Source organism: Comamonas sp. A7-5, assembly GCF_039581385.1.
Lineage (GTDB): Bacteria > Pseudomonadota > Gammaproteobacteria > Burkholderiales > Burkholderiaceae_C > Comamonas > Comamonas thiooxydans.
The window spans coordinates 199,734-214,744 of record NZ_JBCPWO010000007.1; the positions used below are offsets into that span (position 1 = coordinate 199,734).

Genomic DNA, 15,011 nt, shown 5'->3' on the forward strand with positions numbered 1-15,011 from the left:
CTTGAGGGAGGCGGGCTGGCCGCAGGGGCCAGCATAACGCGCCACGCGGGGAACATGCCAAGCGCAGCACGTAGGCCGCTGCCGCATGCCACGTAATGATAGCGTTGCAATTTTTATCAAAAATCCGCGAAAGTCAAAACCAGCACTGCGCCGACAGCTTCCAAAACAGGAGTATGCGAGCGCTTTCCCTATCGACACCCGCAAGCTCATCACACCTAATGAACCAGCCTTTTTGCCCATGACTGCCTGATGCTCTGGCCTCTGCGCCTAGCTGTACCGGCCTTTTGATCTGCCCATGAGTGATACCCAGTTCGACTACATCGTCATCGGCGGAGGCACAGCAGGTTCGCTGCTGTGCAACCGTCTCACCCGCAACAAGAATCACCGGATTCTGCTGATCGAAGCCGGCGGCAAGGATGACTACCACTGGATCCATATCCCCGTCGGCTATCTCTATTGCATAGGCAACCCGCGCACCGACTGGCTCTATCAGACCGAGCCCGACCCCGGCCTCAACGGTCGCAGCCTGCGCTACCCGCGCGGCAAGACACTGGGCGGCTGCTCCAGCATCAACGGCATGATCTATATGCGCGGCCAGGCCCGCGACTACGAGCAATGGGCCGAGCTGACCGGCGACGACACCTGGCGCTGGGAGCAGGTCCTGCCGGCCTTCAAACAGCATGAAGACCATTGGCGTCTCGACGCCGTCGGCAGCGCCAGCGAAGAATTCATGCGCCTGCACGGCAGCAAGAGCACCGGCGGCAGCGGCGAGTGGCGCGTGGAGAAGCAGCGTCTGCGCTGGGACATACTCGACGCCTTTGCCCAGGCCGCGCAGCAGGCAGGCATTCCTGCCACCGACGACTTCAACCGCGGCTGCAACGAGGGCGTGGGCTACTTTGAAGTCAATCAGAAGTCAGGTCTGCGCTGGAACACTGCCAAGGCATTTCTGCGCCCCACCTGCTACGGCCGTCCCAACTTCGAGATGTGGACCCGCGCCCAGGTGCGCCAGCTGATTCTGGAAGATCTGCCGGACGGCAGCCAGCGCTGCACCGGCGCCGAAGTCTGGACCGGAGAGGAGATGGTGACTGTGCAGGCCGGGCACGAGGTGCTGCTCTGCGCGGGTGCGGTCAACTCGCCGCATATCCTGCAGCTGTCGGGCATAGGCCCCGGCGAATTGCTGCAGCGCCATGGGATGGCTGTGCGCCGCGATCTGCCCGGCGTGGGCGCCAATCTGCAGGACCATCTACAAATCCGCTCGGTCTACAAGGTGCAGAACGCCAAGACGCTCAACACCATGGCCGGCAGTCTCTGGGGCAAGGCGGCCATCGCCCTGGAATACGCACTCAAGCGCAGCGGCCCCATGAGCATGGCGCCTTCGCAACTCGGTGCCTTTACACGCAGCAATCCGGCGTTGGCCCACCCCAATCTGGAATATCACGTGCAGCCGCTGTCGCTGGATGCCTTTGGCGAGCCGCTGCACGACTTTGCCGCCTTCACCGCCAGCGTCTGCAACCTCAACCCCAGCAGCCGCGGCACGGTGCAACTGCAAAGTGCGGATTTCCGCCAGGCTCCGGCCATTGCACCCCATTACCTCTCCACGGCCGAAGACCGGCAGGTGGCGGCAGACAGCCTGCGCGTCACGCGCCGCATCGTCAGCCAGCCGGCGCTTGCGCGCTTCCAACCCGAAGAGTTCAAGCCCGGTGCTCAATACCAGAGCGACGAAGAGCTGGCGCGTCTGGCCGGTGATATCGCCACCACCATCTTCCACCCCGTAGGCACGACCAAGATGGGGCGCGCCGACGACCCGATGGCAGTCCTGGACAGCCGTTTCAAGGTGCGAGGCGTGCAGGGTCTGCGCGTGGTCGATGCCGGCGCCATGCCCACCATCACCAGCGGCAATACCAACAGCCCGACGCTGATGATGGCCGAGAAGGCGGCGCAGTGGATTCGTGACGCGACCTGAAAAACGGCCTCTCGAAAAGCCGAGCGATTCACTGCGACAAGCCCGTCAGCGCCCGAAATTCGCTCTGGAGCGCAACGTCTGTCCGAGCGCAAGAATTCCGCGCGGCGTCATGCCCCATGAATCAAATTCCTCAGAGATCTTTTGCTTATAAGCATATGACGCTATTGTTTTTGAAATATCTCAAAACTCATAAGGATGTCACGAAACTTTCTGATTCATTTGTCAGACGTTTTTGATATAACCCAAGGGAATTCCCCAATGCACCACACAGGTGCAGCCCTTACATTCTCGTCACTCTCGCTGCTCCACGAAGCAGCATGGAGGGCCGAGGAGACAACTCGACACAACCAGACCAATACATATAAAAGCATCAAAGATGCGTTCAAAAGCGCCCCACAGTGGGCGCTTTTTTTATGCCTGCGCACAGGCTTGAGGCAGCGGTGCGACAATGCCGGCGCCATCCTCGGGCATTCAAGCCCGCTCTCTCCCTGGCTTCTTCATCCCGCCTCCGGCAGCGCCGCCCAGCGGCAACGCGCGTTGCTCACGGCATGCACCAATTGCAGGCATTTACTCCATGGAATGGATTCTTGTTTCCCTCGCCTCGGCCCTGGCCGGGTTTGTTGACGCCATCGTGGGAGGCGGCGGACTGATTCTGGTGCCGGCCATGTTTGCAGCCTTCCCCACTACCACGCCCGCCACGCTGTTTGGCACCAACAAAAGCGCCGCCGTCTGGGGCACGGCCATTTCCGCCTGGCAGTACAGCAAGCGTGTGCATATCACCTGGGCTACGCTGCTGCCCGCCATCGGCACGACGCTGGTGGGAGCTTTTCTCGGAGCCTGGGCCGTCACGTTGATTTCGCCCGATTTTCTGCGCAAGCTGCTGCCCTTCATCCTGCTGGGCGTGCTGGGCTACACCCTGGCCAAAAAAGAGCTGGGCCGCGACCACGAGCCGCGCCTGGCAGGGCGCACCGAGATGTTGACCGCCAGCGCCATCGGCCTGCTGATCGGTTTCTACGACGGCTTCTTCGGCCCGGGCACAGGCAGCTTCTTCGTGTTCCTGTTCGTGCGCCTGCTGGGCTATGACTTCCTCAACGCCTCGGCCAGCGCCAAGCTGCTGAACCTGGCCTCCAACGCCGCGGCACTGCTGCTGTTCACGCTCAAGGGCCATGTCTGGTGGCACTTTGCGATTCCGCTGGCCCTGGCCAATGTGCTGGGCAGCATGCTGGGCACCTGGATGGCCTTGCGTCACGGCACGGGCTTTGTGCGCACGATTTTCATCGGCGTGGTCAGCATGCTGATTCTGAAAACTGGCTATGACGCTTTTCTGCGTTAAACCATTACACAGCAAGCGTTAATAGCTATCAATTTATCAAGGTGCTGTTTCGTCGTCGGACAGCACCGAGATATCTTCCACACGGCGCGGCGTGCCGATCGGTGCGCCTGCCTTGCCCTGGCGCACGGCAGCGATATCAGCCTCGCTGGGATAGTTGCCCACCAGCCAGTAGTCCAGTATGCGGCGTGCGATAGGTGCGGCAGCCGCTGCACCGAAGCCTGCATTCTCCACAATCACGGCCACGGCAATCCTGGGCGCTTCGGCCGGGCCGTAGGCGATATAGAGCGAATGGTCGCGCTGGTACTCGGCCAGACGCGCAGCGTTGTACTTTTCCTTCTGGCCCACGCTTACTGCCTGGGCCGTGCCGGTCTTGCCACCCGACAGATAGCTGGCACTGCCGAAGACGCCGCGGCCCGTGCCGCCAGTCACCACTCCCACCATGCCACGCTTGACGGCATCGACATTGCTCTGCTTGTAGCCCAGGTTGACGGGTGCCGGCTGAACAATGGCCGTGCGCGTACCGGTGACGGAGTCGATCAGCTCCTTGCCCACATGGGGCGTGAAGCTCAAGCCGTTGTTGACCAGCGTGGCCAGCGCATGCGAGAGCTGGAGGATGGTGAAGTTGTTGTAGCCCTGGCCGATGCCCAGGGAGATCGTCTCGCCTGCAAACCATTGCTGCTGGGCGGCGCGCTTGTAGGTCTTGCGCTTCCACTCCTTGCTGGGCAGCACGCCGCGCACCTCGCCGGGCAGGTCGATGCCGGTGATCTGGCCAAAGCCCAGCGGCTTCATGAAGTCGTGGATCGCATCCACGCCCATCTCGTTGGCCAGCGTGTAGAAATAGACGTTGCTGGAATGCTGGATGGCGCGCGCCAGATCCACCGGGCCCAGCGCATGGCCGGAGCGGAAGGTGTGGCCGCCGAAAGTCCAGGAGCCGCCGTCCTGGATCACCGTGCCCGGCGTGCGCTTGCCGGTCTCTATGCCCGCCAGGCCCATGAAGGGCTTGTAGGTCGAGCCCACGGGATAGGTTCCGCGCATGGAGCGATTGAGCAAGGGGCGATCCAGCGATTCGTTGAGCGCCTTCCAGCTTTCCTGGTCGATGCCGTCGACAAACAGGTTCGGGTCGTAGGTCGGCTTGCTGACCATGGCCAGCACCTCGCCATTGCGCGGGTCCATGGCGATGGCCACGCCACGGCGGTTGCCGTAGAGGTCTTCCACCATCTTCTGCAGCTTGATGTCCACCGACAGCTGCAGGCTGTGTCCCGGCGTGGCAGGGCGACTACCCAGACGACGCACGGCATGGCCGCCAGCCGAGGTTTCCATTTCCTCCCAGCCGGTCTGGCCGTGGAGCTGCAGTTCATAGCTCTTTTCGGCACCCAGCTTGCCCATGACCTCGGTGCCACGGTAGTTGGCGGCATCGTCGGAGTCGTCGATCTCTTCCTTTTCCCTTTGATTGATACGACCGATGTATCCGATCAAATGGCTGCCGGTCTCCTTGAGCGGGTAGGTGCGAAACAGGCGGGCCTTGATGTCCACACCCGGAAAGCGATAGCGCTGGGCCGCAAACTTGGCAACTTCCTCATCCGTCAGGCGCGAGCGGATAGGAATCGACTCAAAGCTCTTGGAGTCATCCATGAGCCGCTTGAACTTGCGGCGGTCGCGCGGCGTGATCTCAATGACCCCGGACAACCCTTCGATGGTCTCGTCCAGATCCTCGACCTTGGAGCGTGTGATCTCCAGCGTATAGGCCGAGTAATTGGTCGCCAGCACCACGCCGTTGCGGTCCAGGATCTGGCCCCGGTTGGGCACGATGGGGACCACCGCCGTGCGATTGCTCTCGGCCCGCTCGGCAAACTCCTCATGGCGCTCGACCTGCAGCACCAGCAGACGCCAGACCAGCAGACAGAACGCCAGAAATACCACGCAGCCCATGACGACTGCACGCATCCGGAAGCGCTGCAGCTCGACTTCGGTGTTGCGAATCTCCATCATGCGCAGGCTCCCCGCACGCCAAGCCAGTGACTGCAAGCAAGGGCCGCCCCGCAGCGAGGCAGTCGTTCCCCCCCGCGAAGCGAGAGGGGGAAAGGCGCGCAGCGACTCAAGGGAGCTTTCATCTACAGAGGCCGGTTTTCATCGCTGTCCGGCGCACGGCGCTGCGGCGCCAGCAGCAAAGCGCTGACCACGGGCCACAGCAAGGTCTCGATCACTGGAGCTATCAGAAACTCCAGGCCGGGGAAGATACCTCCCGTCGCCACACGCAGCAGTACCTGAATGCCGTGCGCCGCAGCAAACACCGGCAGCAGATGCAGGGCCTGCACGGGGCTCGAGAACCAGAGCAGGCGGCGGCTCATCCAGCCCGTCACGAAGACCAGCAAGGTATAGGCCAGTGCATGCTGACCCAGCAGCGAGGCTCGGTCCACATCCATGACCAGCCCCAGTGCAAAGGCAATACCCAGGCCCACGCGCTGCGGTTGGTTCAGACTCCAGAAGGCCAGCAGCAGCAGCAACATGTCCGGCAGCCAGACTATGCGACCCAGCGGAAGCATGTTGACGGCCAGGCCTATCACCAGGGTGACGACGATGAACAGAGGATTGACCGGCAGCAACAACTGCTGGCCGCGCGGCATGATCATGCGGGATCCTTTGCAGGCTTGGCGGCCTTGGTCCCCGCCTTCTCAGCGGCGGCCTTCTCCTTTTCGGCAGCGGCCGCCTCCTTTTTGCCACGCGCCTTGGCAGCCCGGTCGGCCTTCTCGGCATCGGCCTGGGCCTGCATATTGGCGGCCTCGGGATGCTCGGTACGGCCCTGGGGCTTGAGCACCATCACATGGCGCACACCCTGCACGCGGCCCACGGGCTCGCAGTAGATGCGGGTGAAGGCAGAGTCGGCACGGCGGTCCACGGTCACCACCTTGGCCACGGGCAGGCCCGTGGGATAAAGCCCGTCAATACCGCTGGTAGTGAGCAGATCGCCCACCTGTACATCGGCATTGCTGGGCATGAAGCGCAGCTCCAATCCGCCGGCGCGGGTCGAGGATGCATCGCCATAGGCGACGCTGCGCGCGCCAGTGCGCGGGTTGAAAACGGGAATGGCCTGATCGCGATCGATCAGCAGCGTGACCTCGGCACGCGTCGGATAGACGCGCGTGACCTGGCCTATCACGCCTTTTTCATCGAGCACGGGCGAGCCCGGCGCAATATTGTCCGCCTGCCCCTTGTCGATCACCACGCGGCGCGTATAGGGGTCAGGACTGTCATAGACCACCTCGGCCACCTGCCCCGGCGTCAACGAGCGCTCACGCAACTCCAGCATGGAGCGCAGATGCTCGTTCTCCTTGATCAACTCGTCGGCCAGCTCGGCGCGCTGAGCCATGACGACCAGCTCCTTGCGCGCAGCATCCTCGCGGGCCACGGCCTGCTGCTGCACCTCGGCATAGCGGCTGGCGTTCTGGTAGGCCAGCACGGGCTGGGCCACCAGCCATTGCACGGGCGACAGCGCCACCGACAAGGCCGCGCGCACCGGCGTGGTGATCTTGAAACGCGCGTCGGCCACCATCAAAAACAGCGCCAAGGCGCTGTAGAGGGCAAGCTGGGAAGTGCGCGAGGCCTGTTGCTTGAACAGTGATGGAGCGCGGTGGTCCAGGGTGTCCAGGCTCATGCGTGCTCCCGCAGCATGGCCGCATGCACACGGCCACCTGGATCAGAAGGAATGCAAAAAGAGAGCGCGGTATGCAGGCGTATCACGGACTCAGGCCCTGTTCATGGAAGTGGCTGCGGTACGCGCACTATGCCGCGTGCCGCAAAACACCACATTGCACAGCGATTAATCGCTGGTGAAGATGCTGCCCTGGCGATCCATAGTCTCCAGCGCCATGCCGCAGCCGCGCACCACGCAGGTCAGCGGCTCCTCGGCCACCAGCACGGGCAGACCCGTCTCTTCGGCCAGCAGACGATCCAGATCGCGCAGCAGCGCACCGCCGCCAGTCAGCATCATGCCGCGCTCGGCAATGTCGGCGCCCAGCTCGGGAGGCGTCTGCTCCAGCGCATTCTTCACGGCGGAAACGATCTGGTTCAGGGGGTCGGTCAGCGCTTCCAGCACTTCGTTGGAAGAGATGGTGAAGCTGCGCGGCACGCCTTCGGACAGGTTGCGGCCCTTGACTTCCAGTTCCTTGACTTCGGAGCCGGGGAAGGCCGAGCCGATCTGCTTCTTGATCAGTTCTGCCGTGGGCTCGCCGATCAGCATGCCGTAGTTGCGGCGGATATAGCTGATGATGGATTCATCGAACTTGTCGCCACCCACGCGCACCGAGCCCTTGTAGACCATGCCGCCCAGCGAGATCACGCCCACTTCGGTCGTACCGCCGCCGATGTCCACCACCATGGAGCCAGAGGCTTCGGAGACGGGCAGGCCCGCGCCGATGCCGGCAGCCATGGGTTCTTCGATCAGGTACACGGCCGTGGCACCCGCAGCTTCGGCGGCGTCCTTGATGGCGCGGCGCTCGACCTGGGTGGAGCCGCAGGGCACGCAGATGATGATGCGGGGACTGGGCGTCAGCACCGAGCGCGGATGCACCATCTTGATGAACTGCTTGATCATCTGCTCGGTGATCACGAAGTCGGCGATCACGCCGTCCTTCATGGGGCGAATGGCTTCGATGTTGCCGGGCACCTTGCCCAGCATGGCCTTGGCTTCGCGGCCGACAGCCTGAATCACCTTCTTGCCGTGGGGGCCGCCTTCGTGACGGATCGCAACCACCGAAGGTTCGTCCAGAACAATGCCCTTGTCTCGGGCGAAAATCAGGGTGTTAGCTGTGCCAAGGTCAATGGCAAGGTCGGTGGAGAAGTACCGACGGAAAGCTCCGAACATTCAGGGTCCTCTCAGGCACGGCTTGCGCATCGGCTAGCCGTCGCCGGGATGTAAGGTAATGGAGTCTGGGTGGTGGGCATTTTTTGCACAATGACCAGCCGAACGGAGGTATTGCGGCAAAGCCGAGATAATACCGTATCCCCTGTGAATAACTTCTACTGTCAGGGTTAGAAACACTGCTTTACACGCGGCGGCCCTGTTAAATAATTTCTATGGCATTGAACGATCAAGACATTGCGCGCATCGCCAACTTGGCCCGCCTTGAACTGTCGCAAGACGAAAGTAAGCGCATGCTCGCGCAACTAAACAACTTTTTCGGCATCGTCGAAAAAATGCAGGCTGTGGATACTTCGGGCGTCAGCCCTCTGTCACATCCGGTGGCAGCCATCCAGGACGTCGCCTTACGGCTACGTGACGATTTGGTAAGTGAGGGCAATAACCGCGACGCCAACATGCAGAACGCCCCTGCAGCCGAAAAGGGTTACTTCCTCGTGCCCAAGGTCATCGAATAAACGCGCGGGACACATCAGAACATGAGCCAAACCGAACTCCACCAATTGAGCGTGGCCGAGCTGGCCGCGCAGCTGCGCGCCAAGCAGGTCTCCGCCACCGAAGCCGCCCAGCATTTCCTGGCCCGCGCCAAGCAGCACCAGCAGCTGGGCGCTTTTGTCGCCATCGATGAAGACGCCACCCTGGCCCAGGCCAAGGCGGCCGACGCCCTGATTGCCGAAGGCAAGGGCGGCAAGCTGGCCGGCGTGCCCATTGCGCACAAGGACATCTTCGTCACCAAGGACTTCCCCACCACTGCCGCCAGCAAGATGCTGGAGGGCTACAAGTCGCCGTTTGACGCCACCGTGGTGAAGAAGCTGGCCGATGCCGGCGTGGTCACTCTGGGCAAGCTCAACTGCGACGAATTCGCCATGGGCGGCGCCAACGAGAACTCGGCCGTGGCCCCCGTGGGCTTTGACGCGGCACAGCCCGTGCGCAACCCCTGGAACACCGAGCGCGTGCCCGGCGGCTCGTCCGGTGGCTCCGCCGCTGCCGTGGCCGCGCGTCTGGCCCCGGCCGTGACCGGCACCGACACCGGCGGCTCCATCCGCCAGCCCGCCTCGTTCTGCGGCATCACCGGCATCAAGCCCACCTACGGCCGCGCCAGCCGCTACGGCATGATCGCCTTTGCCTCCAGCCTGGACCAGGCCGGCCCCATGGGCCGCAGCGCCGAAGATTGCGCGCTGCTGCTCTCCGAAATGTGCGGCCCCGATCTGGACCGCGACTCCACCAGCCTGGACTACCCCGCCGAGGACTTCAGCGCCCGCTTGGGTGACTCGATCGAAGGCCTGCGCATCGGCGTGCCCGCCGAGTTCTTTGGTGAAGGCCTGTCCGACGATGTCCGCACAGCCGTCAACGCAGCGCTCAAGGAATACGAAAAGCTGGGTGCCAAGCTGGTTCCCGTGAGCCTGCCGCGCACCGAACTGTCCGTGCCCGTGTACTACATCCTGGCTCCGGCCGAGGCTTCGTCCAATCTGTCGCGCTTTGACGGCGTGAAGTTCGGCCACCGCGCCGCCAAGTACGAAGACCTCAACGATATGTACAAAAAGACCCGCGCCGAAGGATTCGGCGACGAGGTCAAGCGCCGCATCATGATCGGCGCCTATGTGCTGTCCGAAGGCTATTACGACGCCTACTACCTGCAGGCGCAGAAGATCCGCCGCATGATTGCCGACGACTTCCAGGCTGCCTTCAAGGACTGCGACGTCATCGCCGGCGCGGCCGCGCCGACGACGGCCTGGGCCATTGGCGGCAAGGCCGATCCCGTGAGCAACTATCTGGCCGACATCTTCACCCTGCCCGCATCGCTGGCCGGCCTGCCCGGCCTGTCCCTGCCCGCAGGCTTCGGCGACGGCGGCATGCCCGTGGGCCTGCAGCTGATTGGCAACTACTTCAGCGAAGCCAAACTGCTGAACGCGGCCCACCGCTTCCAGCAAGCGACAGACTTCCACCTGAAGAGCCCCGCCGGCATTTAAATGAAACACCCCCTGAGTCGCTTCGCGCCTTCCCCCTCAAGGGGGACGACAGCCTCGCTGCGGGGCGACCCTTGCTCGCTGTCCCTGGATCGGGCCGCGCCGGTTTCATGCGCAGCGCCATGGATACAGCCCACTTTTTGAAGCAAGAACATGACTGTGAAACTAATCAATGGCTACGAAGTCGTCATCGGCTTCGAAACCCACACCCAGCTGGCGACCAACAGCAAGATCTTCAGCCGTGCCAGCACCGCCTTCGGCGCCGAGCCCAACACCCAGGCCAGCGCCGTGGACCTGGCCCTGCCCGGCACGCTGCCGGTGATGAACAAAAAGGCCGTGGAATGCGCAATCAAGCTCGGCCTGTCGCTGGGCTCGACGATTGCGCCGCGTTCCATCTTCGCGCGCAAGAACTACTTCTACCCCGACCTGCCCAAGGGCTACCAGATCTCCCAGTTCGAGATCCCCGTGGTGCAAGGCGGTGAAGTCAGCTTCTATCTGGAAGAAGGCAAGAACAACGTCCTCAAGACCGTGCGTCTGGTGCGTGCCCACCTGGAGGAAGATGCCGGCAAGTCCGTGCACGACGAGTTCATCGGCCAGTCCGGCATCGATTTGAACCGCGCCGGCACGCCGCTGCTGGAAATCGTGACCGAGCCCGATATCCGCTCCACCGCCGAAGCCGTGGCCTACGCCAAGGAGTTGCACAAGATCGTCACCTGGATCGGCATCTGTGACGGCAATATGCAGGAAGGCTCATTCCGCTGCGACGCCAACGTCTCCGTGCGCAAGCCCGGCCAGCCGCTGGGCACGCGCCGCGAGATCAAGAACCTGAACTCGTTCAGGAATATGCAGATCGCCATCGACTACGAAATCCTCTGGCAGATCGAGCAGATCGAGGACGGCCACAAGATCCAGCAGGCCACCGTGCTGTTCAACCCCGACACGGGCGAGACCCGCGCCATGCGCACCAAGGAAGATGCGGCCGACTACCGCTACTTCCCCGACCCCGACCTGCCTCCGCTGGTCGTGGCGCCCGAATGGGTGGAGCAGGTCAAGGCCGAAATGCCCGAGCTGCCCCGCGCCATGGCCGCGCGCTTTGTAGCGCAATACAGCCTGCCCGAGTACGACGCCACCACGTTGACGCAAAGCCAGGCCATGGCCGCCTACTTTGAAGCCGCTGCCAAGGCCTGCGGCCAGCCCAAGCTGGCCTCCAACTGGATCATGGGCGAGATCTCGCGCCGCCTGAACATGGAAGAGATCGGCATGGACCAGGTCAAGGTCTCCGCCGAGCAGCTGGGCACCCTGATCGCCCGCATCCACGGCAACGTCATCAGCAACAACTCCGCCAAGCAGGTGTTCGAGGCGCTGTGGACCGGTGAAGGCTCCGATGTGGACGCCATCATCGAAGCCAAGGACCTCAAGCAGTCCAACGACACCGGCGCACTGGAAGCCATCATCGACGAGGTAATCGCCGCCAACCCCGCCAACGTGGAGCAATACCGCGCCGGCAAGGACAAGGCCTTCAACGCCCTGGTCGGCCAGGTCATGAAGGCTTCCAAGGGCAAGGCCAACCCCGGCCAGGTCAACGAGCTGCTCAAGGCCAAGCTGGCCTAACTCTGTTACAAGCACGTCCCTCAAGGCGTGCCTCTGCCCCCAGATAATGGGAGCACGCTCCAGGGCCGCAGGCAGCATATGCCTGCGGCCTTATTACTTGCAGCTCATCCCAGTCCTCGGTCCCCATGCCCTGTGGCGCCTGCCCAGGAAAAAATCAGTGATCTTCTCGAACGCCTCACTCATCGAATCCGAAAAAGAGCGCAACCTCTGCAGCAAGTTTTTTGCCGGTTACTTTTTCAACGAATTCACGGCCGGCTATGCCAAGCGCATCGTCCAGTTCAACCGCTACATCCAGGAAGTCACGGGCCGCGACGACCTCGGCCTTCAGTCCCCCCATATCTCCTTCGACACCCACGCCTACCTGTGCCACGAGCGCCTGCGCAGCAAGCTGGCCGATGTGCTCATCTCAGACCCCGCACGGCAGGTCTTTCTGTTCATCGAGACCAAATACCTGAGCAACTGGACTTACGCCGCCGATGTGGCCAAAGGGCTGGAGCGGCTGGACAAGGTCTTCGACGCCGATAAGAAGTCCCATCTGGCAGACGCCCGCCAGCATTACTTTGTGCTGACTTCCAGGCGCAAGGAGGAAGCAGCAGGCCGCCCCGTGCAGCACTACGCCCCGGTGAATGGACCTATTTATGTTCCCACCCTTTCGCGCGCCGCAGAAGTGAGCGAGGGCGACGCGGCTGAGTCCGCGAAGCCTTCTTTCACCAGCCTGCTCTATTGGGAAGACCTGGCCCAGATGTGCGACCGCTCGGAAGTACGCCAGTACATGGAGGCGCGGTTGAAGCTATGTGTCAGCAGCAGTCGGAATCAGCACAAGGCTGGGTACTTTTTGCTGGGGGCGTGATAGTTAGGTGTCTGCTCCCCTCGCAGGCGCAGCCGAAGGAACGAGGGCAGCAGGGTCAGGCTCTTTGCTTACTTTCTGGTGGTCCGGCATACCGGCAGCAGAAAGTAAGTCGGCATGGCGGACCGAGACCCGCCCTCAGTCCACTAATCAGGCATGTCGCTAAAACAGAGACTTCAAGCCAAATGAGCCTCTAGCTCAATCGCATCAACGTAGGCCGCTATCAAAAAAGCGCTTTTTTTGTTGTACACGACAGAGGCCGGGTCTCGCCCCGGCAGGCGAGTTACCTTTCTTGCTCGCACAAGAAACGTAACCCCAAGAATGCGCCCCGACTGTCTGCGTCCCTACGCTTCGCTACGGGCAAACCTGCGTCACGCCATTCAGTCTGCGGTGCGGCAAAACTCGCTTTGCGCTGCGCGCGCCGCTCAAACAGGTTGCCGCAAGTCAGAGCACGATGCATTGGCACTCTTCGGTGCCAATGCCCGCAGCCCGAACCGCGCGCCGCAGGCGCTGACACACGGGTGGATACGGGAGCGTGCGGCCTGCGAGAGCTATGACGAAATTGGCTTCAAGTGTTTATTCCGATTGCAGTAACAGCTATCAATTTGATAAAGAAGCTATCCCGCTCCCGGTATTGCCCCTTTTGCCCACGCCTGCGACGGCAGGCTCTTGGGGCTGGCAGTTGCACCGCAGAGTGCAACTGCATCGTCATCCAATCTGCGGCAACCTGTTTGAACGGAGCGCTGCAAGCGCGCAGTGAGTTTTGCCGCACAGCCCCAAGAGCTTGACGGCGCAGGTTGCCCGCAGGCGAAGCCGGAGGGACGGGGGCAGTAGGGGCTGGCTCTTTGCCGACTTTCTGGCAGCAGAAAGTCGGTCGGCAGGCGGGCCGAGACCCGCCCTCTGCAAGCAAAGCAGGCATGCAATCAGCCTCGCCACATCAGGCAAACAGCTAAAGCATCACCACGAGCCAAACAAGCCCCAAACGTAGACATCACTCGCACCACCCGCTATCAATTCCTCAAACCACCGCTTACATAAAGCCGAGGTAAAGCGCACCCCAAACCCACACAAATCTGCGCACAATCCGGCGCAACCCCCATATCTTTGCGCTCCATGTTCTCCAAGCTGCTCAAGCCCCTGCTCTGGCTGCTGGCCCTGTGCCTGGCGGTCTATATCTGTATCTGCAGCTATATGTTTGCGCAGCAGCGCCAGATGATTTTTCCGGGTGGCGGCACACGGGTGGCGGCCGAGAGCACCGATTTCTCGCTGCAGCGCGCCGATGTGCTGCTGCGGGGCTGGCAGCTGCACCCGGCCGACGGCAAGGCGCGCAATGCGGTGATCTACTTTGGCGGGAATGCCGAGAACATTGCCCACCGGCGCCAGCAGCTGTCGCGCAGCCTGCCGCACAGCGATATCTATATGCTGGCCTACCGCGGCTACGGCGCCAGCGAGGGCGAGCCCACGCAGGAGCTGATGGAGCTGGATGCCGCGGCCTTGTTCGATGAGGTCAGGCGTCTGCACCCACAACTGCCCATCACCGTGATTGGCCGCAGCCTGGGCACGGGCGTGGCGGCTGCCGTGGCCGACCTGCGCCAGCCGGACCAGTTGGTGCTGATCACGCCCTTCGACAGCATCCTGAACACGGTGCGCGGCATGTATGGCTGGCTGCCTGTGGAACTGCTGCTGCGCGACCCGTTCGACTCTGCCGCGCATCTACGCAATTACCATGGGCCGATTCTGGTGCTGCGCGCCGGACGCGATCAGGTGGTGCAGCCCGAGCGCACTGACGCCCTGCTGCACGGCCTCAGGGACAAGGCGGTGCAGGTGCAGGAATTCGCCCTGGCGAATCACTCGACCATCTTCCGCGCCAACGGCTTCTGGAGCGCCATAGAGCAGTTTGTGGACGGGCATCACAAAGCGGCCTGAAAGGCCTCTGACGCTCCCAGCAGGAGCTGTCCGGCAATGCGCTTCAAGTGCCCGTCAAATCCTTGACGACCGTCGTCGCGCCGTTTTTCCTGACGGACTCGATGCCCGCATCGCGCGAGGCTGCCGAGGCATAGAGCTGGCTTGTGCCGATAACCTGATGGTTGGCCGCCTTGAGGTTGAAATGCTCCTTGCCGTTGCTGGCTGTCTTTTTCTCATAGCGCTCGGCCAGCGGGCTGTTGGTCTGCACCGAGGCAATGCCGCTCTCGGCCGCCGCCCGTGCCTTGTACAGCTCGCTGGTGAGGATGATCTCGCCATTGCCGGCCTTCAGCACAAACCGGAACTGCCCATCGCTGCTCTTGCTCAACTCGAAATGACCTGCCATTGGTTTCTCCTTCAGTTGCAAAAAGCGGCCTGCGCCGCGGGGGTAGCCCGCACACTATAAAACCATC

General features: G+C 62.5%; 12 protein-coding genes. 7 read left to right on the forward strand and 5 right to left on the reverse strand.

What is annotated here, in order from left to right; all coding sequences use genetic code 11:
• Positions 1 to 295 precede the first annotated feature (295 nt).
• Positions 296 to 1,963, forward strand: a complete 1,668-nt coding sequence (locus AAIL67_RS15010) for a GMC family oxidoreductase N-terminal domain-containing protein (RefSeq protein ID WP_343484299.1) — start codon at positions 296 to 298, stop codon at positions 1,961 to 1,963.
• Between the two features lie 574 nt (positions 1,964 to 2,537).
• Positions 2,538 to 3,296, forward strand: coding sequence for a TSUP family transporter (locus AAIL67_RS15015; protein WP_343484300.1), 759 nt, complete (start codon positions 2,538 to 2,540; stop codon positions 3,294 to 3,296).
• Between the two features lie 36 nt (positions 3,297 to 3,332).
• Here the strand turns inward: AAIL67_RS15015 and mrdA are convergent, their stop codons facing one another.
• The 4 genes from mrdA to AAIL67_RS15035 form a co-directional block, all read right to left on the reverse strand.
• Positions 3,333 to 5,285 (reverse strand): penicillin-binding protein 2, encoded by a 1,953-nt coding sequence (gene mrdA / locus AAIL67_RS15020; RefSeq protein ID WP_034357888.1) that lies wholly within the window; start codon positions 5,283 to 5,285, stop codon positions 3,333 to 3,335.
• Positions 5,286 to 5,407: 122 nt separating this feature from the next.
• A complete protein-coding gene (mreD, locus tag AAIL67_RS15025; protein ID WP_034357886.1) occupies positions 5,408 to 5,926 on the reverse strand; it encodes a rod shape-determining protein MreD in 519 nt (172 codons plus the stop codon).
• Entirely contained in the window at positions 5,923 to 6,948 is a 1,026-nt protein-coding gene (gene mreC / locus AAIL67_RS15030) for a rod shape-determining protein MreC (protein ID WP_003070406.1), read from the reverse strand. The genes mreD and mreC overlap by 4 nt, the downstream gene beginning before the upstream one ends.
• A gap of 165 nt (positions 6,949 to 7,113) precedes the next feature.
• Entirely contained in the window at positions 7,114 to 8,157 is a 1,044-nt protein-coding gene (locus tag AAIL67_RS15035; protein ID WP_003059473.1) for a rod shape-determining protein, read from the reverse strand.
• 212 nt (positions 8,158 to 8,369) lie between these two features.
• Between AAIL67_RS15035 and gatC the strand changes: the two genes are divergently transcribed.
• The 5 genes from gatC (at position 8,370) to AAIL67_RS15060 (ending at position 14,562) form a co-directional block, all read left to right on the forward strand.
• Positions 8,370 to 8,669, forward strand: a complete 300-nt coding sequence (gatC, locus tag AAIL67_RS15040) for an Asp-tRNA(Asn)/Glu-tRNA(Gln) amidotransferase subunit GatC (protein WP_003070403.1) — start codon at positions 8,370 to 8,372, stop codon at positions 8,667 to 8,669.
• A 21-nt stretch (positions 8,670 to 8,690) separates the two neighbouring features.
• Positions 8,691 to 10,181 (forward strand): Asp-tRNA(Asn)/Glu-tRNA(Gln) amidotransferase subunit GatA, encoded by a 1,491-nt coding sequence (gene gatA, locus AAIL67_RS15045; RefSeq protein WP_034380933.1) that lies wholly within the window; start codon positions 8,691 to 8,693, stop codon positions 10,179 to 10,181.
• 150 nt (positions 10,182 to 10,331) lie between these two features.
• Entirely contained in the window at positions 10,332 to 11,789 is a 1,458-nt protein-coding gene (gene gatB / locus AAIL67_RS15050; RefSeq protein WP_063665398.1) for an Asp-tRNA(Asn)/Glu-tRNA(Gln) amidotransferase subunit GatB, read from the forward strand.
• A gap of 157 nt (positions 11,790 to 11,946) precedes the next feature.
• Positions 11,947 to 12,639 (forward strand): excinuclease ABC subunit A, encoded by a 693-nt coding sequence (locus AAIL67_RS15055; protein ID WP_343484303.1) that lies wholly within the window; start codon positions 11,947 to 11,949, stop codon positions 12,637 to 12,639.
• 1,110 nt (positions 12,640 to 13,749) lie between these two features.
• A complete protein-coding gene (locus AAIL67_RS15060) occupies positions 13,750 to 14,562 on the forward strand; it encodes an alpha/beta fold hydrolase (protein WP_034406984.1) in 813 nt (270 codons plus the stop codon).
• 43 nt (positions 14,563 to 14,605) lie between these two features.
• Here the strand turns inward: AAIL67_RS15060 and AAIL67_RS15065 are convergent, their stop codons facing one another.
• The gene (locus tag AAIL67_RS15065) at positions 14,606 to 14,944 is read right to left on the reverse strand and encodes a YegP family protein (RefSeq protein ID WP_034357874.1); all 339 of its coding nucleotides are present in this window, start codon (positions 14,942 to 14,944) and stop codon (positions 14,606 to 14,608) included.
• Positions 14,945 to 15,011 lie beyond the last annotated feature (67 nt).

Excerpts from the sequence above, each read along its gene's own strand:
- AAIL67_RS15010 (WP_343484299.1), top strand. The coding sequence starts at position 296 with ATGAGTGATACCCAGTTCGACTACATCGTCATCGGCGGAGGCACAGCA.
- AAIL67_RS15015 (WP_343484300.1), top strand. The coding sequence starts at position 2,538 with ATGGAATGGATTCTTGTTTCCCTCGCCTCGGCCCTGGCCGGGTTTGTT.
- mrdA (WP_034357888.1), bottom strand. The coding sequence starts at position 5,285 with ATGATGGAGATTCGCAACACCGAAGTCGAGCTGCAGCGCTTCCGGATG.
- mreD (WP_034357886.1), bottom strand. The coding sequence starts at position 5,926 with ATGATCATGCCGCGCGGCCAGCAGTTGTTGCTGCCGGTCAATCCTCTG.
- mreC (WP_003070406.1), bottom strand. The coding sequence starts at position 6,948 with ATGAGCCTGGACACCCTGGACCACCGCGCTCCATCACTGTTCAAGCAA.
- AAIL67_RS15035 (WP_003059473.1), bottom strand. The coding sequence starts at position 8,157 with ATGTTCGGAGCTTTCCGTCGGTACTTCTCCACCGACCTTGCCATTGAC.
- gatC (WP_003070403.1), top strand. The coding sequence starts at position 8,370 with ATGGCATTGAACGATCAAGACATTGCGCGCATCGCCAACTTGGCCCGC.
- gatA (WP_034380933.1), top strand. The coding sequence starts at position 8,691 with ATGAGCCAAACCGAACTCCACCAATTGAGCGTGGCCGAGCTGGCCGCG.
- gatB (WP_063665398.1), top strand. The coding sequence starts at position 10,332 with ATGACTGTGAAACTAATCAATGGCTACGAAGTCGTCATCGGCTTCGAA.
- AAIL67_RS15060 (WP_034406984.1), top strand. The coding sequence starts at position 13,750 with ATGTTCTCCAAGCTGCTCAAGCCCCTGCTCTGGCTGCTGGCCCTGTGC.
- AAIL67_RS15065 (WP_034357874.1), bottom strand. The coding sequence starts at position 14,944 with ATGGCAGGTCATTTCGAGTTGAGCAAGAGCAGCGATGGGCAGTTCCGG.